General features: G+C 61.9%; 20 protein-coding genes. 14 read left to right on the top strand and 6 right to left on the bottom strand.

The annotated features are described in order from the left end of the window. The first annotated feature begins 6 nt into the window (after window positions 1–6). From F4Y38_16260 to F4Y38_16250, 3 genes are read left to right on the top strand one after another with little or no spacing between them, the layout of a single operon-like run. Complete coding sequence (locus F4Y38_16260) at window positions 7–600, top strand: hypothetical protein (protein MXY50834.1); 594 nt, start codon at window positions 7–9, stop codon at window positions 598–600. Window positions 601–644: 44 nt separating this feature from the next. Further along, on the top strand, window positions 645–998 hold the full coding sequence (locus tag F4Y38_16255) for a VOC family protein (GenBank protein MXY50833.1): 354 nt from the start codon (window positions 645–647) through the stop codon (window positions 996–998). Between the two features lie 57 nt (window positions 999–1,055). Continuing rightward, a complete protein-coding gene (locus tag F4Y38_16250; GenBank protein ID MXY50832.1) occupies window positions 1,056–2,018 on the top strand; it encodes a DNA-3-methyladenine glycosylase 2 family protein in 963 nt (320 codons plus the stop codon). Between the two features lie 19 nt (window positions 2,019–2,037). On the opposite strand, the gene F4Y38_16245 is transcribed toward F4Y38_16250, so the two are convergent. Beyond that, window positions 2,038–2,409: a glyoxalase gene (locus F4Y38_16245; protein ID MXY50831.1), complete on the bottom strand. Its 372-nt coding sequence runs from the start codon at window positions 2,407–2,409 to the stop codon at window positions 2,038–2,040. Window positions 2,410–2,635: 226 nt separating this feature from the next. Between F4Y38_16245 and F4Y38_16240 the strand changes: the two genes are divergently transcribed. Both F4Y38_16240 and F4Y38_16235 read left to right on the top strand, forming a co-directional pair. Then, window positions 2,636–4,882: a sigma-70 family RNA polymerase sigma factor gene (locus F4Y38_16240; GenBank protein ID MXY50830.1), complete on the top strand. Its 2,247-nt coding sequence runs from the start codon at window positions 2,636–2,638 to the stop codon at window positions 4,880–4,882. A gap of 29 nt (window positions 4,883–4,911) precedes the next feature. Then, a complete protein-coding gene (locus F4Y38_16235; GenBank protein MXY50829.1) occupies window positions 4,912–5,886 on the top strand; it encodes a hypothetical protein in 975 nt (324 codons plus the stop codon). Window positions 5,887–5,891: 5 nt separating this feature from the next. Here the strand turns inward: F4Y38_16235 and F4Y38_16230 are convergent, their stop codons facing one another. Both F4Y38_16230 and F4Y38_16225 read right to left on the bottom strand, forming a co-directional pair. Continuing rightward, window positions 5,892–6,194, bottom strand: coding sequence for a MoaD/ThiS family protein (locus tag F4Y38_16230; GenBank protein ID MXY50828.1), 303 nt, complete (start codon window positions 6,192–6,194; stop codon window positions 5,892–5,894). Beyond that, the gene (locus tag F4Y38_16225) at window positions 6,191–7,306 is read right to left on the bottom strand and encodes an exo-alpha-sialidase (GenBank protein MXY50827.1); all 1,116 of its coding nucleotides are present in this window, start codon (window positions 7,304–7,306) and stop codon (window positions 6,191–6,193) included. Before F4Y38_16225 ends, F4Y38_16230 begins: the two co-directional genes overlap by 4 nt. 213 nt (window positions 7,307–7,519) lie before the next feature. Between F4Y38_16225 and F4Y38_16220 the strand changes: the two genes are divergently transcribed. The 3 genes from F4Y38_16220 to F4Y38_16210 all read left to right on the top strand — a co-directional run bounded on the left by F4Y38_16220 (window position 7,520) and on the right by F4Y38_16210 (window position 9,467). Continuing rightward, window positions 7,520–8,398, top strand: coding sequence for a hypothetical protein (locus F4Y38_16220; protein MXY50826.1), 879 nt, complete (start codon window positions 7,520–7,522; stop codon window positions 8,396–8,398). Between the two features lie 92 nt (window positions 8,399–8,490). Beyond that, entirely contained in the window at window positions 8,491–8,895 is a 405-nt protein-coding gene (locus tag F4Y38_16215; GenBank protein ID MXY50825.1) for a glyoxalase, read from the top strand. 11 nt (window positions 8,896–8,906) lie between these two features. Then, window positions 8,907–9,467, top strand: coding sequence for a DinB family protein (locus F4Y38_16210; protein MXY50824.1), 561 nt, complete (start codon window positions 8,907–8,909; stop codon window positions 9,465–9,467). Window positions 9,468–9,525: 58 nt separating this feature from the next. On the opposite strand, the gene F4Y38_16205 is transcribed toward F4Y38_16210, so the two are convergent. Together F4Y38_16205 and F4Y38_16200 are read right to left on the bottom strand one after the other, a co-directional pair. Then, the gene (locus tag F4Y38_16205; GenBank protein MXY50823.1) at window positions 9,526–10,278 is read right to left on the bottom strand and encodes a phytanoyl-CoA dioxygenase family protein; all 753 of its coding nucleotides are present in this window, start codon (window positions 10,276–10,278) and stop codon (window positions 9,526–9,528) included. Window positions 10,279–10,348: 70 nt separating this feature from the next. Further along, window positions 10,349–11,119, bottom strand: a complete 771-nt coding sequence (locus F4Y38_16200) for a DUF481 domain-containing protein (GenBank protein ID MXY50822.1) — start codon at window positions 11,117–11,119, stop codon at window positions 10,349–10,351. A 120-nt stretch (window positions 11,120–11,239) separates the two neighbouring features. On the opposite strand from F4Y38_16200, the gene F4Y38_16195 reads away from it, so the two are divergent. The 6 genes from F4Y38_16195 (at window position 11,240) to F4Y38_16170 (ending at window position 16,059) form a co-directional block, all read left to right on the top strand. Further along, complete coding sequence (locus F4Y38_16195; protein ID MXY50821.1) at window positions 11,240–12,244, top strand: Gfo/Idh/MocA family oxidoreductase; 1,005 nt, start codon at window positions 11,240–11,242, stop codon at window positions 12,242–12,244. A 129-nt stretch (window positions 12,245–12,373) separates the two neighbouring features. Beyond that, window positions 12,374–12,667 carry a methyltransferase domain-containing protein gene (locus tag F4Y38_16190; protein MXY50820.1) on the top strand — a complete coding sequence of 98 codons (294 nt, stop codon included), beginning with the start codon at window positions 12,374–12,376 and terminating at the stop codon, window positions 12,665–12,667. A gap of 18 nt (window positions 12,668–12,685) precedes the next feature. Then, complete coding sequence (locus F4Y38_16185) at window positions 12,686–13,117, top strand: hypothetical protein (protein ID MXY50819.1); 432 nt, start codon at window positions 12,686–12,688, stop codon at window positions 13,115–13,117. A 35-nt stretch (window positions 13,118–13,152) separates the two neighbouring features. Then, a complete protein-coding gene (locus F4Y38_16180) occupies window positions 13,153–13,878 on the top strand; it encodes a hypothetical protein (GenBank protein ID MXY50818.1) in 726 nt (241 codons plus the stop codon). A gap of 55 nt (window positions 13,879–13,933) precedes the next feature. After that, complete coding sequence (locus tag F4Y38_16175; protein MXY50817.1) at window positions 13,934–14,935, top strand: Ldh family oxidoreductase; 1,002 nt, start codon at window positions 13,934–13,936, stop codon at window positions 14,933–14,935. Between the two features lie 29 nt (window positions 14,936–14,964). Beyond that, the gene (locus tag F4Y38_16170; GenBank protein ID MXY50816.1) at window positions 14,965–16,059 is read left to right on the top strand and encodes a Gfo/Idh/MocA family oxidoreductase; all 1,095 of its coding nucleotides are present in this window, start codon (window positions 14,965–14,967) and stop codon (window positions 16,057–16,059) included. Between the two features lie 9 nt (window positions 16,060–16,068). Here the strand turns inward: F4Y38_16170 and F4Y38_16165 are convergent, their stop codons facing one another. Further along, window positions 16,069–17,241 (bottom strand): aminotransferase class V-fold PLP-dependent enzyme, encoded by a 1,173-nt coding sequence (locus F4Y38_16165; GenBank protein ID MXY50815.1) that lies wholly within the window; start codon window positions 17,239–17,241, stop codon window positions 16,069–16,071. Window positions 17,242–17,372: the final 131 nt, after the last annotated feature.

Below are 17,372 nucleotides of genomic sequence, written 5' to 3'. Positions count from 1 at the left end.
CAAACTGTGCAACGTTTTAAATCGGTTGAAGACTACCTGGATGGCCACGTGGAATGGCGCTCCCTGCTGGGAAGACTGCGCGCCATCATGAACGAATGCGAGGTCGAAGAGACCGTCAAGTGGGGTCAGCCCTGCTATACCCATGAAGGCAAGAATGTGGCGGGCATCGGGGCGTTCAAGGAGTTCGTGAGCGTCTGGTTCTTCCAGGGCGCGTTGCTGCGCGACGAACAAGGCGTCCTGGTCAATGCGCAGGAAGGCAGGACCCGGGCCATGCGACAATGGCGGTTTCAGGCGGTCGAAGAGATCGACGAACCGCAGTTGCGCGCCTACGTGGCCGAGTCCATCAATAACCAGCGGCAGGGAAAAGCGATCAAGGCTGAAAGGAAGAAGCCGGTTGAGATACCGGATGAACTGGCCGGCGCCCTTGCGGTAGACCGTGACGCCGGCGAGCGGTTCAACGCCCTTACACCGGGCAAGCAGCGCGAGTACACCGAGTATATCTCCCAGGCCAAACGGGCGGAAACCAGGGCCAGGCGCCTGGAGAAAATCCTGCCCATGATCCGGGCCAGCCACGGACTCAATGACAAGTACAAGACGTAGAAAGAACCGCAGCAACACGCACCACAACCAGAGAGGAGCGCGCAATGTCGAATCCCGTCGTGCATTTCGAGATCGGATGCAAGAATCGAGAGGAAACCCAGGCCTTCTACGCCGACCTGTTCGGGTGGAACATGGAGTCGCATGAACATGCGTCCATGATCGACACCGGGGACGATGAAGGGATCACAGGGCATATTTCCGCCCTCGGTCACGAGCCGCACAACTACACGCTGGTCTATGTGCAGGTTGACGATCTGGACGCATACGTCGCGAAGGCCGTGGAACTGGGTGGAGCGTCCATCGTACCTCCAACCGAAGTCCCGGGCATGGGCCACTTCGCGTGGATCGCGGACAACGAGGGAACGTTTGTCGGACTGTGGAAGCCCCTGGAATCGTAATTGCTTCTTCGGTTTCCGGCATGAATGCGTCATTCTGAAAGACCGTAACGCTGACGTATGCAAGGGGTTAACCAGACCATCAGAAACGTGGTACATACCGTAGCGGACAGCGGTACGATCATCGACTTCGAGGCCACGCTCGACCGGTACCGGCGGTATGGCACCGACCTCGCCAACCGGTTCGAAGCGGGCGTCTTCAGCAAGGTGGTCCGTACAGCCGGGGGACCGTGTCTCTTGTCCCTGTACGGCGTCGAAGACCGGATCGAATTGCGCCTGACGCCCCCGGACGGGGCTGCCAGATCGGGTTCCCCGGCGATCGACGAGGTGTCCTGCGAAGTGCTCGACGAGGCGATCAAGGCAGCCGGGAAGATCCTTGGCCTGTCCTTCCCGCTGCAGGCCTTCTACGCGTTCGCGTCCGGGGACCCGGTCCTTTCCGCCGCGGTGGAAAACCACCACGGCCTGCGTCCCAATCTGCAGGTCGACCCCTTCGAGATGATCGTGTCCTCGATCACGGCCCAGCAGATCAACCTGGGATTCGCCTATACCGTGCGGAGCAGGCTCGTGGCCGAATACGGCGAACCTCACGTGTTCAGCGGCGAAACCCATTATGCCTTTCCGACGCCCGACCGAATGGCGGAAGCGGTGCCCGGCGATCTGCTGCCGTTGCAGTTCTCGAGACAGAAGGAACGGTACATCCTGAACCTGGCGCGTTCCATTCGTGAGGGCGAAATCGACCTGGCCGGACTCGCGGAGAAGGACGACGCGTCGGTTGAACGGGAATTGACGGCCCTTGTGGGGATCGGACGGTGGACGGCGGACTGGTTTCTCGCGCGTTACCTGGGACGGGGCAACGTCATCGCCGCCGGCGATCTCGCGGTCAAACGGTCCATCGAGCGGCACTACTTCAACGGAGAACGCATTTCCGAGGATCAGATCCGGGATTTCGCGGACCGGTGGGGAGATTACACGAACCTGGCCGTACAGTACCTTCTGGCCGATTACGGTTCCGGCGGGACATGATCATTCGCGATAAGAAAGGTCAATCCGCATCCTGGGCGATGTGCCAGAGCACGCCGGCCGGATCGATCAGATTGATCTCTCGAAGTCCCCAGGGGAAGACTTTCGGCTCCGCGGCGCGGACGCCTTCGTAGCGTGCCGCGAGGTCCTTTTCCACGATGTGCGCCCACCAGGCGTCCAGGTCCGCCACTTTCAGCTGCATCATGAAGTTGTCCGCCCACTCCTTCTGATAGTAGTTCTGAAGGAAGAAGCTGAATCCCTCGATGCGCATCTCCTTCACTTCGTCCGCGGCCCAGGCCACTTCGAATCCGAGGTCCTCGTAGAACCGGGTTGAATTTTCGTAGTCTTTTGACGGGACGAAGACCCGGAGCGCGTTCACTTTAAGGTTCTGCATCGTGCGGTCCCTCCGGTTTTTTATCTGAACAGATACCGTCACTCTTGTTGAAGCCGGCCTCTCGCCGCGCCCCCGCGCGTGACAGGTCTCCCGAACGGCCAGCCCGCTTCGCGTCCGTTACACGGGATACTTCAACGATATTGTAACACCTGGCGTGGAAAATGACACTGAAGTAACACGAGTGGACAGCAGGATAACCAACACCGCATCGTCACAATCACGGAAGATGACAGACGATCTAAAGCACAACATACGGGTATCAGCCGACCAATCCTTACCCCATGAGGATCGCAGTGCCGCTTTCGGCAAGGTGGTGGCCAACTATCAGGACATGGCCTTCGGCTACGCGCTGGGCCTTTTGCGTGAAAGGCACCTGGCGGAAGATGCCGCGCAGGAGGGATTCATCGCCGCCTGGCAGCACATCGAGTCGCTTCGCGACCCGGTTTCGTTTCCGTCCTGGCTGCGGCGGATCATACAGTGGCAGTGTTTCCGGTTCAGGAGACGTGATAACCACCGACTCGTACCCATGGAGGGGGACATCGAGGCGGCGGTGGAAAGTCCCCTGGACCGGGCCGTGCGCAGGGACATAAGCGATAAAGTCCGCGGCGCGGTGGAAGCATTGCCGGAAACACTGAGAGAAGTAACGGTGCTTCGGTATATTGGGGACTACTCAGCACCTGAAATCGCCAGATTCATGGGATTGAAAGCGGGCACGGTGCGCAAAAGGCTGTACGAAGCAAGGGGCAAGTTGAAGCCGAGTCTGCTCCGCACATTGTCAAGTGAACTGAACGGTTACGCGCCGTCTGCAAACGATACATTCGGAGACCGAGTTATGGATTGGATACGACCCGATTTCAAGAGCGAGCAAGGTCATTTCATGGATGGCAATCCGAACAAGGTATGGGACATGCTGCTGGCCGCGGTGGAAGGCGATCTCGACAGGGTCAGGTCGCTGTTGCGGGAAGACCCCGGCCTGGCCAACGGCAACTGGGCGTACTACCAGCCCCTGCACTTCGCCGTACGGGAAGGGCACACGGAGGCGGTCCGCCTGTTGCTCGACCACGGCGCGGACCCTTCGTCGGCATCGGGACTCGACTATCACGTGCCGCCGCTCGAACGGGCCAGGGACCGTGGGTACGACGAGATCGCCGGTCTTCTGACGGACGCCATCGCGTCCAGGTACAGTGCGCCGCCCGTGGGCGAACGGGCCTGCGAAGTAGTCCGTCAAGGCGACCTGGAGGAAACCCGCGCGTTGTTCGAGGCTTCTCCCGAGTTGATCAACGCCTCGGATGAACGGGGCAACCGACCCCTCCACGAGGCCGTGGCAGCACACAACCTGGAAATGACGGCCCTGCTGCTGGACAAGGGGGCCGAACCGGATCCGGTCAGGTGGGATGGATGCAAACCGCTGCACGTGGCCGTGTTCCGTGCGCGCAAGTCCAGGGGAGGCCTGGATCCGCTGCTCACCGGATACCTGATAGCAAGAGGAGCGAACTACAGCATGACGGTCGCGTGCGCCCTGGGTGACGACCGGCGCGTGCGGACACTCCTTGCCCAGGATCGAAACCTGGCCAACGACCAGGATACCTGCGGACACTCCCCGCTGTTCAGTGCTGCAGCACAGGGATACACCGACATCGTGCAACTGCTGCTGGACCACGGCGCCGATCCCAACGCCCCGGAACACAACGCGCCCAGGGGACACGCGCTGTACGAAGCCGTGGCCGGCAATCACCTGGAAACGGCGAAACTGCTGCTTGATCACGGCGCCGATCCCAACGCCCCGGTGGAGTCCAGCGGCGTGCCCCTATCACAGGCCCTGGGCCAGGGGAAGAAACAGGAGATGATCAACCTGCTCTACCGGCACGGGGCGACGGCCGACATCAGCATGTACGTGCTGCTGGACAACATTCCCGTGGTCGGCGAACTCCTCGGCGCGGACCCCGGCCTGGCCAACTATGGCGGCGATTACGGGGTGCTCTGCATGGCGGCGGGCTTCGCGCGCAGGGAGATCATCGAAATGTTGATCCGGGCGGGGGCGGAACTGAACCGGCCCTGGTACGCCAACAACTACATGGGGTACGCGTTCCGCCGGCGCAAGGGATGGCACCTGGACGGGCGCGCCCTGACCCCCAATGACGATATCCTCGATATGCTGAACCTGTTCTTCGACCATGGCGCCGATCCCAACAATGCGAACTGGCACGGCGTCACCTACCTGCACAAACTGGCGGTAATCGGCGACGTGGAGAAATCCGCCCTGCTTCTGGACCGGGGCGCAACCATCGAGGCCGTGGACGACGAATGGTGCTCCACCCCGCTGGGATGGGCCGCGCGCTGGGGACGCCGGGACCTGGCGGCGTTCCTGTTGGACCGGGGTGCGGATCCCCGGGGCGGCAGTGCGGAGTGGGCGACCCCGCTGGCGCGGGCGGAGAAAGCCGGGCACCAGGAAATCGTCGAAATGTTGAAATAGAACGGATTACCAACGAAGCGTAATCGATCATGCCACAAACCGAATGCCTGGCCGAAGATCACGCACTGGGCGAGGCCATCGTGCGCAATGACCTGCCCGCCTTCGAAACGGTGATCACCTCCAGGCCCGAACTGGTGGAGACGCCCTGCATTTGGATCGATCGTCGAGGCAGGGAGCGGCCGGTCAAGCCCCTGGTGCTCGCCGACATGCTGGCGCGGGTCGGCATGACGACGCGACTGCTGCAGGCCGGCGCCGACATCCATGACCTGGCTGCTTCGCTCTTCGGCTGCTGCGAGGGCCATGACCTGGCACACCTGCGGCGGTTGCTGGCCGTCGGCGTCGACCCGAACGACGCGCGGAACGAAGGGTGGGACTGCGACGTGCTGTACGGTTTCCTGCAGACCTATACCCGGTCGAGCCCGGTCCATCTCCACGCCTGTATTAACCTGTTGATCGACCATGGCGCCACTTTTGAAGACGGTCCGGTCATGGACATCCACCGTGGAGATCTGGATTCCCTGGCAGCCCGCCTCGAAACGAACGAACAACTCGTCACGGCGCGTTTTTCGCTCGACTACGGCAATCATTTGACCCTGCGGGGAAGTACGCTGCTCCACGTGGCCGTGGAGTTTCACGAACTGGATGCGATGGCCATGCTGCTGGAACACGGGGCCGATCTCGACGCGCGAGTTGCGGTGGGCAGGAACGGCGTGGGAGGCCAGACGCCCCTGTTTCATGCCATCGGCACGAACCAGGGGACGGGCTTTCACGTATTCGTACACCTGCTGGACCTGCAGCCCGACCTGGCTGTGGCGGCGTCTATCCAGTCGAATCCGGGCGACAACGGCCTGGTCATGGACTGCATCCACAAGAGGAAAGACCATTTCTTCAAGGAAGTGCTGGAGCTGACACCGCTGGGATACGCGGAGCGGTTCGCCGCCGGTCCGGAATGGAGAGAAACCAGCCGGGAGCTGGCGGTATTGAAGGAGCTCGGTGCGCCTTGATTCCGCTACCCGCCGGCCACCGAACCCACGATTCGGTAGGGCTCCTCGCCTTGCGCGATGGCTTCCGGTACCGGCGCGTCGGGCGATTCGAGGGAAAGGTCCCGCCCGCAACCAAAGAACCTGACGAGGGGCCGGCGGCATCCCGATCCGTAGTCACGGACCGTGCCGCCGAGCTGTGGAAAGCGTGCTTCCAGTGCGTCCAGGATCTTGCGCTGGGTCACGACCCTGCCGGCGACCCGCAGGATGACTTCCTTGTCCCGGCAACCCGCCAGGTTACGCAGGTGATAGGGCAGGACGACGCGTATCATGGGAGGGTCTGGACTTCGACGGACATGACCGGTGGGAGATTCTCCACGATGGAGCTCCAGTGATCTCCGCCGTCGGGGGATACGTAGACCGCGCCACCCGAAGTCCCGAAGTAGATCCCGCAGTCATCGAGCATATCCACGTCCATGGCGTCCCGCAGGACATTGACGTAGCAGTCTTTCTGCGGCAGCCCCGAGGACAGCGGTTCCCATTCGTTCCCGCCGGTCCGGCTCCGGTAGACGCGCAGGTGGCCCTCGTCCGGGTAGTGCTCGGAGTCTCCCTTCATCGGGACGACGTAGATCGTTTCGGGTTCGTGGGCGTGCACGCTGATCGGGAAGCCGAAGTCGCTGGGCAGGTTGCCGCTCACATTCTTCCAGTGATCTCCTCCGTTGTCGCTGCGCATGATGTTACGGTGACTCTGCATGAACAGCGCGTCCGGATGGGACGGATGCATGGCGAGTCGATGCACGCAGTGGCCCACCTCGGCCTCGGGCTCGGGCATGTATTCGGAATGCAGGCCCTTGTTGATCGGCTGCCAGGACGCACCGCCGTCCAGGGTCCGGAATGCGCCCGCCACGGATATGGCGACGATCATCCGGTCCGGATCGCCCTGGTCCAGCAGGATAGTGTGCAGGCAAAGCCCGCCCGCGCCGGGATGCCAGCCCGAGCCAGAAGGGTGGTTCCTCAGGCCGGCCAGTTCCTGCCAGGAACGGCCCCCGTCCGTCGAGCGAAAGAGCGCCGCGTCTTCGACGCCCGCGTACACCGTTTCCGGATCGGAGAGCGATGGCTCGAGGTGCCAGACCCGCTTGAACGCCCACGGACGCGGGTTGTCGTCGAAATCGAGGTGGGTGCCCACCTCTCCCTCGTAGGTGAATTCGTTGCTCACCGGGTCCCAACTCTTTCCACCGTCGTCCGATCGCTGCACCAGCTGCCCAAACCAGCCCGTGCCCTGGGACGCATAGAGGCGATCCAGATTGATGGGGGATCCCTTGATGTGGTAGACCTCCCAACCTCCGAAATGCGGACCGTCGACGCTCCAGTCCTTTCGGGCGCCGTCCGATGACAGGATAAACGCCCCTTTCCGCGTGCCCACCAGCACCCTGACCGTTCCCATAATCGCTCCTGTTCCGTGCCCGCAATCCACCTGGATTCCTGGCTTCCCATGCTCGCAATACGCTTGAATACCCAGCACCGGTATATAGTATGATAATGTAGGTATGGGCCCGGTATGTGTCAACATCTCGCCCATCGGTTCTGTTGGCCGGAATCAGCCAAAACCTGTGGCGTCATACCCGGGCCATTCGTACATTGAACTGGTTTAAGAAACATGCATCCTATCCAACACGCGGGGTCGAATATAGTGCCTGAAGATCATCGTCGGAACGGACAGGTGGACGTGGCGGGTTTCTTCGAAACCATTCGAACCGGAAACCTGGACGAAGTAGTCCGAAACCTGGATGCGCATCCCTGGCTGGTTGACGTGGTCAATCCCGACCGCGGCATCAACGAACGCCAGCCGCTTCACTGCGCCGCGGGTCACGGACGGCTGGACATCGTGAAGGAGCTCGTGGCGCGGGATGCCGAGATACATCCCTACACGCCGTACCACTATCCTCCGGTGATCGTGGCGCACTGGGAAAAGCAGGAGGAAGTCAGGCGCTATTTCCTGGAGGAGATCCCGCATCGGGCGGCGGGTACGAACGGGCTCGGCATCGGGATCGTAATGGCGGCGCGCTGCGGCTGGGTGGAGATCGTGAAGGAGCATACGAAGCGGGATGCCCTGGCGGTTTTTCAAAGGGGGCCGATATTCGAGACCGCTCTCCACTGGGCGGCACACAATGATGCGATCGAGGTGGTCCGTGTCCTGCTGGCAGCCGGCGCGGACGTGGAAGCGGACGAAACCGGCCTGTACGGCGGCAAGCCGCTGCACTGGGCCTCGGAGCATCAGCCGGAATCGGTGCGCGTGCTGCTCGATCACGGCGCGGACGTCAATTCGCGCAACCTGCAGCCGGGTGACTTCTTCGGCAGAACGCCGCTGATCATGAACGCGTCGCAAGACGACGACTGCCACGAAGTGACGGAATTGCTGATCGAAGCGGGGGCCGATATCCACGCGAAGGACGGTGCCGGTAATACCGCACTGGATCATGCCGATGCAGGGGGTAGAACGCGCATTGCGGACGTACTAAGGCGGTCCGGTGGCTGAATCGGTCTTACGTCGACTGTCCGCTTGAAACGCGGTTTGCGGTGCCCGCAATTAAACCATCATAAAACGATTCGGATCCATGGAGGTAGAAAATGCGAATCGAAATGACGGGCGTGTTCGTGAACGATCCCATCGAGGCGCACGAGTTCTACACGAAGATATTGGGCTTCAAGGAGATCATGTTCGTGCCCGAGGCCAGTCTCGCCATCGTAGCTTCTCCCGAGGAACCCGAAGGCACGACCCTCCTGCTGGAACCGAAGGGTACCGAGTGGTCCCAGGTTTACCACAAGGAGTTATATGATTCGGGGATGCCGTCCATCGTGTTTTCCGTGGACGATATCGCTTCCGAGTACGAACGATTGAAGAAGCTGGGTGTCCGGTTCAGCGTGGACCCGACGAAACAGGACTTCGGCATCCAGGCCATTTTCGACGATTCCTGCGGCAACTATATTGCGCTTGTGGAACTGAATGAAGGCGCGTGGCAGACCACACCCTGAAAGGATAAAACATGAACTGGACCGAAATACTGACTCGTGAACTGCATTACTCCTACCAGGCGGCAGACGGATTGATGGACCTCGTCGAGGATAAGGATCTCGACTGGAAACCGTCGTCGGGTGACAACTGGATGACGACGGGCCAGTTGCTTTTTCACGTGGGCGAAGCTTGCGGCATGGCGATCAAGGGATTCGTAACCGGCGACTTCGGTTTGCCCGAAGGCGTCAGCGCGGACGACATGGGATCTGGGGATATGCTGCCCCCGGCCGAAGCAATGGCCACCGTCGCCTCGGTGGCGGAAGCAAAGGAAAAACTCGCGGCGGATCGGGACCTGGCCTTCGAAATGCTCAAGCTTGCCGGCGAGGAAAGGATGCAGAACGAACCCGCCCCCGCGCCGTGGGACCCATCCACGCCCGTGCTTGGCCATCGCATGCTCGAGATGGTGCAACACCTGGTTCAGCACAAGGGGCAGTTGTTCTACTACCTGAAACTACAGGGCAAGCCGGTCAACACCATGCACCTGTGGGGCGCGCAACTCGCCGAAGACCGCGACGCGGAACGCAAGGAATAGCGAGGAGTAGCGAGGAACAGCCCGGTATAGCGGTCCGGCTGTCGCCGCGCGCCACCCGTTAGAGTTTGCCTTCCTTTTCCCACCGGGCAAAGAGTTCCTGGCGATAGCGTTCGGCCTTTTCTTCGTCCTTCCTTGCCCTGGCCGCGAAATACACCAGCCCAAGGGCGGCGCGGCGGCGGTCGGACCGGTTCGCGTCCGCCCGGTGAATGATCATGCTGTGGTGGGCGAAGACGTCGCCGGGACTGGCGCGCATGGCCACTTCCCGTTCCCTGTCCTCGTCGGAAAAATCGGGTATCCCCTGCGAAAACCCGAGTATGTTGGACGTCCGGTGGGGACGCATGCCCCGCCGGTGCGACCCCCGCACGTAACGCATGCATCCGTTTTCTTCGTCGATTTCGTCCAAGGCGATCCACAGGGTCACGGCCTCGTTGGGTTCCAGCATGAAATAGAAGCCGTCCTGGTGGGGCGGGGTGACGTCGCCCACCCTGGCCGGCTTGTTGAACCACTGGGGATTCTTGGGAAGCACGTCGTCCGCGAGCAGGAATCCCGCCAGTTCCGCAAAACCGTAGGAACCGAACAGCCCGTCGAAGTACGGGTCCAGTTCAGCCATGTTCTGCAGCCGCTTGATGGACGACGGATCCGCTTTGTCTTCGTAGAAGGCCGTCGTATCCGGCGCACCAGGTAGCACCTCTTCGATGAACCGGTCGATGTTGCTGTTGATCTCGGCCGCTTCCGCCGGAGACAGATACCCCTTGAGCAGCACGAAGCCGTCGCGGTCGAAATCCTGCTTTACCTGGTCGTTGAACTCCATTTCCTGGTCTCCTGTGTTTAGGCCGTGGCCCCTGGCTTAAACTTATGATTCTCTTCCACCTTTTGCCATCCTAAAAAGTCACGGCCAAACCGTTTTCCAGCACCGTGTCCAACTTGCTGACGCCTTCGTGAGGTCGGCTGTCGTAGCGCGTGACGAAATTCAGGGACAGCACGAGCGGTCCGGCCAAGTCGATCTCCAGATTGAGTTCGCCGAGGACGCGGGTGTCGCCGATCTCGTTCCACAGCGGCTGGAAATAGACCGTGCACGTGGACACGACGCGGTCATTAACGGCGATTCTCGATGACAGATAGTGGCTCCAGCGGACGACGGTCGCGTTGTCAGGGTGGTCATCCGCCGGCATCAATTCGCTCAGCCGCTCGTGTTCCACGAAGGCGGAAGCGCCTTCCCACAGCTGGAAAGCCTCGGACTCGACCAGGTGGAATCGAAGCCCTCCGCCGGCCAGTGCGCGGGCATCGAGCCGATAGGTCGTATCATAGTTGTACTGGGTGAACGCCTCGATGCCGAACCGTCCAGGCAGGGGGTAGTGCTGGCGAAGGTGGATCAGTCCTTCATCGGCGAAACGCTCGCCCTGTTCCCATCCGAAGTCGTTACGGGCAAGCAAAAACGTATGCACCTTGGGATGATCGAAGTCCAATCGCCCTTCCAGTCCGATTTCCTTCAGGTCCGTATTCCCCGTATGCATCTCCAGGCTCAGGGCCAAGGCGCCTGAGAAACCGGTGTCGCCCGTGTCTCCACGCAGCGCTTCGATGTTCACCTGGGCCGCCGAATGGCCTGAAGCCAAAGCCAGGGGCAGGAGAACGAGCAGGTAAAGGTATCTCAAGCCGGAGTCTCCATATTACTTAGTGCTTGCCATACCGATCCATGGCGATTTTCATTGTCGTAATATACTTCGATTCCCGTCTGTAGTGAAACGATAAGTAATCCTGTGAAAGACCTATTAATGACCAGCGTTCGCGTCGGCCTGATTGGATATGGAGGTTGGTCCAGAATAGCCTTCGTACCCGCCCTGCGGCAGCACGACCGGGTGGTGATCGTTTCCGCCGCGGCGTTCAGCGAAGCGTCCCAGGATCGCATCCGTGAGGAACTGGATCCGGATGTGCAGGTCTATGGCGGTTTCGAGGAATTGCTGGACGGTCCCGAGCTCGATGCCGTCATGATGGCCATACCCGACGCCATCCACGAAGCGGCCATGAACGCCGTCCTCGACGCGGGGATCGCCGCCTACTACGAACCTCCGCTCGCGGACGATCCCGACGGCATACGCAGGATGCTGAAGCGGCTGGTCACGGCCGACCAGGTCACCCACGGCGATCTTGAAATCGGCTACGCTTCGGTTATTCGCCGCGCCGCGGAACTGTTGCGGCAGGGCGCGGTCGGCGTGCCGCAGACCGTCCACCTGAAACTGCGAAGCAACTGGGCGCAATTCGGCGGCCCGGACCTGTGCCTCGCTCACCACCTGGGACCCTGGTACGTGGACGGGTTGAACAGCATCATCGGCCGTTCGCCGGACAAGGTGCTCGTCATGGACGGCCACGGGCAGCCGGGCCGGCGACAGTTCCACAGCCTGGTCCATTTCGACTACGGCGGCCTCTGGGGCACGATCCACCTGAACATAGACTCGGTCGATACGCTGGAGACCAAGATCGAGGTGACCGGCGACGACGGAGACCTGGTCGTCGACTATTTTCGCAATACGATACAGTTGCGCAGCAAGTCCGGTCCTGATGGCGAAACGATGCGCATAAAGCCCGCGATGCCGGTGGTCGGCGGGTGGCCCGGCGAGGCGGAGTGCGTCTCCGATTTCCTGGACGCCGTGGAAAAGGGCACGCCGAACCGCACCGACGCCAGGATGGCCGCGGGGCTCTACCTCACGGGACTGGCCATAGAGCAGTCGAAGGAAACCAGCGGTTGGGTCGGGATCGAAGAGGTGGCCGGTCTGGGCTGATTTCCGGACCGACCTGATATCCGGACTGGTATGATGTCCAGACCAGCGCAAAACCCGGCCCGGCTCGAATTCCGGTCCGGCCTGTTACCAGTAGAGGCGGTAGTGAGGCATGATAGGCAGGAGTGAGGCATGAAAGGCGTTCGAGTAGATCCGGAACGGCGGGAAACGCGGATACTCAAGCGGCACGTACCGTTTGCCGGCGCGCGCGTCCTCGACATCGGTTGCGGTGACGGCCGGTTGTCGAACCGGATCAGGGGATGGATCGAATCAATCGTCGGAGTCGACCAGGCCGGGGAGGACGTCGGGCGCGCTCATGCCCGGAAGCGGTTGGACGGCATCGCGCGCTTCGGCGTGGCCGATGCGTCCCGCCTGCCCTTTCAGGACCGGAGTTTCGACCTGGCCCTGTACTCGTGGTCTTTGTGATGAGTGCAACAAGAGGGCATGGGGCATGCCCTTCACGAATCGATTCGCGTACTGAAGCCCGGTGGCCGGGTCGTCGACATCCGTCCGTATTTCCCAGCAAGCCTTGGCAAACGCCGGCACGCGAGGCAGCAGGTATACTGCCAGGTCGCCCATGAAGTGAACCTGGTGGCCACGCTGGCCCGCGAATACGTCGACTTTCATTTCGCGGACCGGGTGGTGGCCGAGGCGGTCGCCGGCCGAATGCTCGCGTCAAGTGCACGCATCGATTTCGTATTTCGGCACTACTTCGACAGCCTGGAACTGTTCGACCGGTGCAGGGCCCGGTGGTGGGACAAGGCGCACATACCCGTCGCGGACCGGCGCCGCCTCGAACGAACCCTGAGGCGTCATCCCTCGGCTGTAATACGTGTAGATACACCAGTACAACTTCAGGTACTGACGAAGGTATAGACGAAGATGTAAAGATAAGAAGGGAGCATTACGCCATGGTCCAGCCCATCTCGTTGAAACACCGCATCCGCAGCGGCGAAATCGTGACCGGCCTGGGGGTATCCATGGATTCCGGCCGGGAGGACCTGGAACGGTATCTGCAGCAGGGCGAGATCGATTTCTTCAACGTGGACTGCCAGCACGGCCCCCAGAGCGAGGACCGGATCGTTTCCTTCTGCGCCTCCGCCGAGGCGTTGGACGTGCCGGTGATCCTGCGCATCAAGCATACCCGGCACACCTACCTGATCGGGAACTATCTGGACCTGGGGCCCGCGGGCATCCTCGTTCCCGAAGTCAGGGAGGAATCCACGGTGCGCGAAGCGGTCCATTTCTTCTACTATCCGCAGTTCGGCGGTAGAAGCTGGGGAGGCAGCGCGCGCCACGGCATTACCGGTCGTGACGACCGCCTCGAGTATGCGGCCTGGTGGAACGACACGGGCGTGCTATGGCTTCAGCTCGAATCGGTCGACGCGGTCATCAATTGCCGGAAACTGGCGCTGGAGGGCGTAGACGTCCTCACCTTCGGGCCCAACGATCTCATGTACGACATCGAACGGTACCGGAACCCGCCATTTCGGACTTTGGACGATTGCGTCCGCCACGTCGCCCGGGAAATGGAGGGAACGTCCGTCGCCGTCAGCCTGGCGCTCCTGGACCCATCGGACCGGCAGAAGTATATCGACATGGGACTGACCGTGCTCCAGACGCCCATGGTGGTCTGATCCGGCCCTGTACACTGCAGAAAATACAACCGCAGCAAATCCAAAGGAACCATCGATGAACCGTCCGCCGGAAGCATACATCCATGTCGATGAAACATCCCTGCTGGCTTTCACGACGGCCTGTTTCGAGAAGGTGGGTTTGTCGGGCCACCATGCCTCGATCATCAGCCGGCTGCTGGTTAACTCCGACCTCAGAGGCGTTCGCAGCCACGGGGTCCGCGCGGCATCCGGCTATACGCGATCCTTCGCCGAGGGGCATCACAATCCACGGCCCAGTGTGCGGGTCATCGCCGAATCGCCTACTTCCGTCATCGTGGATGGCGACGGCACGCTCGGGTACTGGCCCATGGTGGATGCGACGGAAGGCGCCATCGCAAAGGCCCGTGAAACCGGACTGGGCATGGGATTGGCCCGGCATATCGGGCACTATGGATCGGCGGGCCACTACACCCGCATGTGCATGGAGTCGGGCTGCATCGGATTCTCGGTCCAGGGTTACCGCAACATGGGGGATGCCCGCGGCCAGGACCCGAAGCCCCAGATCGGTTACTTCGGCAATCCGCCGCTCTGCTTCGGGATTCCGGCCGGCGACGAGCCTCCGATCGTGCAGGACGTGGCCACGCGCATCCTGGCCGATTACCAGCATTCGCCCGAATTCGACGATCTCCTGTCCCGCATACCGGCCGCCTTCTTCAAGAGCATCGGTTACGGGGCGGTCGCCACGGTCCTGGGATGCGCGCTGGCCGGCGCCGCGCTGCCGGAGGCCGATGAGGTACAGGTCCGGTGGCCGGGCGCGGGTCACGGCGGCATGGTTCTGGCCATTCACACCGAAACGGTGATTCCCACGGCGGATTTCAAAAAGGAAGTGGATCGTTTCGTAAGGGATGTGAGAGAAACCTACGAGCCCATGCCGGGATATGACGAGGCCTTGTTACCCGGTGCGATTGAAGAGGAACGTATGGCACTCCACCGGGAGCAGGGCATCCGGTTCGGCGAGATCGAACAGCGTACCGTACGGGAGATGGGCGAGCGACTGGACGTTCCGTTGCCGTTTTGACGAATCCGCTTATCACGAAGGAGCATTCCGTGGCAAAGTACCGGGCAGGACTCATCGGTCTCGGGTGGATGGGCATGCTGTACGATCTCGCGCAGAGGACCGGCGTGTGGGATGTGGACGACATCGATCGTCCGACGCCCGATTTGAACATCCACCGGCGCTTCCACTACCACGAAAACCCGGGCACGGAGGGGCTGCCTTCCTCCTACGCCGAAGCGCTGTGGGACCGCCCGGACGTCGAACTGGTCGCGGCGGCGGAGCGGGACGTGAAACGGTTGCGCGCCTTCCGGGAACGGTACGGCGTCGTATCCCTCTATGACGACGCCGGGGACATGCTGGCCATCGAACGACCGGACATCGTAGCTGTAGCGACGAATACCAAGCATCGCGCCGATTTCACCTGCCTCGCCGTTCACCATGGCGCGAAGGGGATCTTCACCGAGAAACCTATGGCCCATACGCTGGAGGAAGCGGACCGGATGGTACGGACCTGCGCGGAAGCGGGCGTGCCGTTGAGCTGCGGCGCGATCGCCACCACCCATCCATCTTTCGCCCGTGCCGGCGCCCTGGTGCGCGACGGCGGCATCGGAGAGTTGCTGTCGATCGAGGCCCCGGGGCCCTTCGCCCAGCATCAGAACTGGTCCTATTTCGTGGACAGCGAACCGGCCTGGGTAATCGGAACCGGCGATGTACCGCGGCGGGAATCGGGAAGCGACGAATTCATGGGTCAGGGCATGTTGGTGACCGAAAGCGGCCTCGTGGTGCATTTTCGAAAGGGCGCGCCGGGCGTGCGCCTGCACGGTAGCAAAGGCGACCTGGCCTACGATTTCCCAACGGGCTGGCAGCGATGGGAGGAGATGGAGGTGGAAGGCCGGCCCTACCGGGTGGAGGTACCCTGGCCGGGTCCCCAGTTCGTGCCTCCCTATGGCGGTGTGTATTCGCTGAACGACGTGATGGACTGCCTGGCAGGGAAGCTGGACGAGCCCAAGAACTCGGGCCGCAGGGTCGTCATGGCGCTGGAAGTGGAGATCGCCCTGAAACGCTCCTCCGCGCGGGGCGGCGTGCGCGTCGATTTGCCCCTTGAAGACCGTTCGCTGGGGCTCAACTACGACTGGTTCCGGTAGGCGGGTTCTTCAGGCGTCCAGCCCCTCTCGCTGTACCCTCCGGATCCCCGTCGTCAGCCGCTCCAGGTCCTCGTCCGAATTGAATACGTGGGTCGATACACGGGTGCTTTCCGCCGCGAATTCGAGCGGGGAGACCAGCACTTTCTCATGCTGCTGCAGGCTCTCCGACAGGGGACCCGCCTCCAGGCCCGGCACGTGGAAAGTAACGATGCCCGATGAATCGTCGTAGGACGCCGGCGTTTCCAGCACCAGTCCCGGGACCTCGAGCAAGGCGGCCTTCATCCGGTCGGTGTACGCCGCGATGCCCGCGAAAATCGCTTCCCACCCCAGCCCGTCCCAGATGTCCAGGGCCTTGCCGAATCCGGCCTGGTCCGGCACGCTCCGCGTGGCAAACTCGAATCGCCGGGCCTCGTCGTGCAGGTCCATGTGGCCTTCCTGGTCGAAGGACTTCTGCGAGTGTGACCCGATCCAGCTCGGCTTGAGCCAGTCGATGCGGTCCCGGCGGATGAACAGGCCCCCGGTGCCCTGCGGCGCCATGGTGTATTTGTGTCCGCAGAAGCTGTAGAAGTCGCAGTCCATCGCGCGCACGTCGATCGGTATGGCCCCGAAGGACTGCGCGCCGTCGAAAAGGACGGGCGTGTCTTTTTCGTGAGCCAGGTCGCAGACTGCCCGGCCCGGCAGGCGCAGTCCGGTGCGTCTCGAGACGTGGCTGACGCTGACGAGCCGCGTGCGGCCGTCGATCAGGCGGTCCATTTCTTCGAGCGTTCTGCCGAGGTCGTTGTACATCGGCGCGAACCGCAGTTCCACGTCGTACCGCCCGGTCAGGTTGTACCAGGTCAGCCGGTTGCCCGGATGCTCGTGGTTGGTGAGCAGTACGTTGTCGCCCGGTTTCCAGTCGATGCCGTTGGCCACGATATTGATGCCGATCGTGGTATTCTCCGTCATGACGATCTCTTCCGGCGTGGCGTTGACGGTACGGGCGACCTTGCCCCTGATATCCCGCTTCAGTTCCTCGATCCGCCCGGCGACGAAGGGCAGGGCGGGACCCCGGCTCTGGAACTTCAGCCAGTGGACGACTTCATCGACGACGGGGTTCAGTTTGGGAGAAAACCCGCTGGTCTGGAAATACGCGTATCCATCCAGGTCGGGCAGCATGGCCCGTACGTCTGCGGTCAGTGACATGGAATGAGTTCCTTGTGGCTTCGGGTGGCATTTCGTGGTCCGGCCTCATTCTGGCCGGTATAATGGATGGACATTGCAGCATCCATCCCTGATCGTCGAGAAATGGTAGGGCTGCCTACGGAACCTGTCAA

The organism is Gemmatimonadota bacterium (assembly GCA_009838645.1).
Lineage (GTDB): Bacteria > JAAXHH01 > JAAXHH01 > JAAXHH01 > JAAXHH01 > JAAXHH01.
Note: the sequence above shows the minus strand (reverse complement) of the source record. Positions and strands in the feature narration are given on the sequence as shown.

Coding starts and splice junctions, on each gene's coding strand:
- F4Y38_16215 (MXY50825.1), top strand. CDS start 8,491: ATGCGAATCGAAATGACGGGCGTGTTCGTGAACGATCCCATCGAGGCG.
- F4Y38_16235 (MXY50829.1), top strand. CDS start 4,912: ATGCCACAAACCGAATGCCTGGCCGAAGATCACGCACTGGGCGAGGCC.
- F4Y38_16175 (MXY50817.1), top strand. CDS start 13,934: ATGAACCGTCCGCCGGAAGCATACATCCATGTCGATGAAACATCCCTG.
- F4Y38_16185 (MXY50819.1), top strand. CDS start 12,686: ATGGGGCATGCCCTTCACGAATCGATTCGCGTACTGAAGCCCGGTGGC.
- F4Y38_16195 (MXY50821.1), top strand. CDS start 11,240: ATGACCAGCGTTCGCGTCGGCCTGATTGGATATGGAGGTTGGTCCAGA.
- F4Y38_16190 (MXY50820.1), top strand. CDS start 12,374: ATGAAAGGCGTTCGAGTAGATCCGGAACGGCGGGAAACGCGGATACTC.
- F4Y38_16205 (MXY50823.1), bottom strand. CDS start 10,278: ATGGAGTTCAACGACCAGGTAAAGCAGGATTTCGACCGCGACGGCTTC.
- F4Y38_16165 (MXY50815.1), bottom strand. CDS start 17,241: ATGTCACTGACCGCAGACGTACGGGCCATGCTGCCCGACCTGGATGGA.
- F4Y38_16210 (MXY50824.1), top strand. CDS start 8,907: ATGAACTGGACCGAAATACTGACTCGTGAACTGCATTACTCCTACCAG.
- F4Y38_16255 (MXY50833.1), top strand. CDS start 645: ATGTCGAATCCCGTCGTGCATTTCGAGATCGGATGCAAGAATCGAGAG.
- F4Y38_16180 (MXY50818.1), top strand. CDS start 13,153: ATGGTCCAGCCCATCTCGTTGAAACACCGCATCCGCAGCGGCGAAATC.
- F4Y38_16230 (MXY50828.1), bottom strand. CDS start 6,194: ATGATACGCGTCGTCCTGCCCTATCACCTGCGTAACCTGGCGGGTTGC.
- F4Y38_16250 (MXY50832.1), top strand. CDS start 1,056: ATGCAAGGGGTTAACCAGACCATCAGAAACGTGGTACATACCGTAGCG.
- F4Y38_16240 (MXY50830.1), top strand. CDS start 2,636: ATGACAGACGATCTAAAGCACAACATACGGGTATCAGCCGACCAATCC.
- F4Y38_16225 (MXY50827.1), bottom strand. CDS start 7,306: ATGGGAACGGTCAGGGTGCTGGTGGGCACGCGGAAAGGGGCGTTTATC.
- F4Y38_16245 (MXY50831.1), bottom strand. CDS start 2,409: ATGCAGAACCTTAAAGTGAACGCGCTCCGGGTCTTCGTCCCGTCAAAA.
- F4Y38_16220 (MXY50826.1), top strand. CDS start 7,520: ATGCATCCTATCCAACACGCGGGGTCGAATATAGTGCCTGAAGATCAT.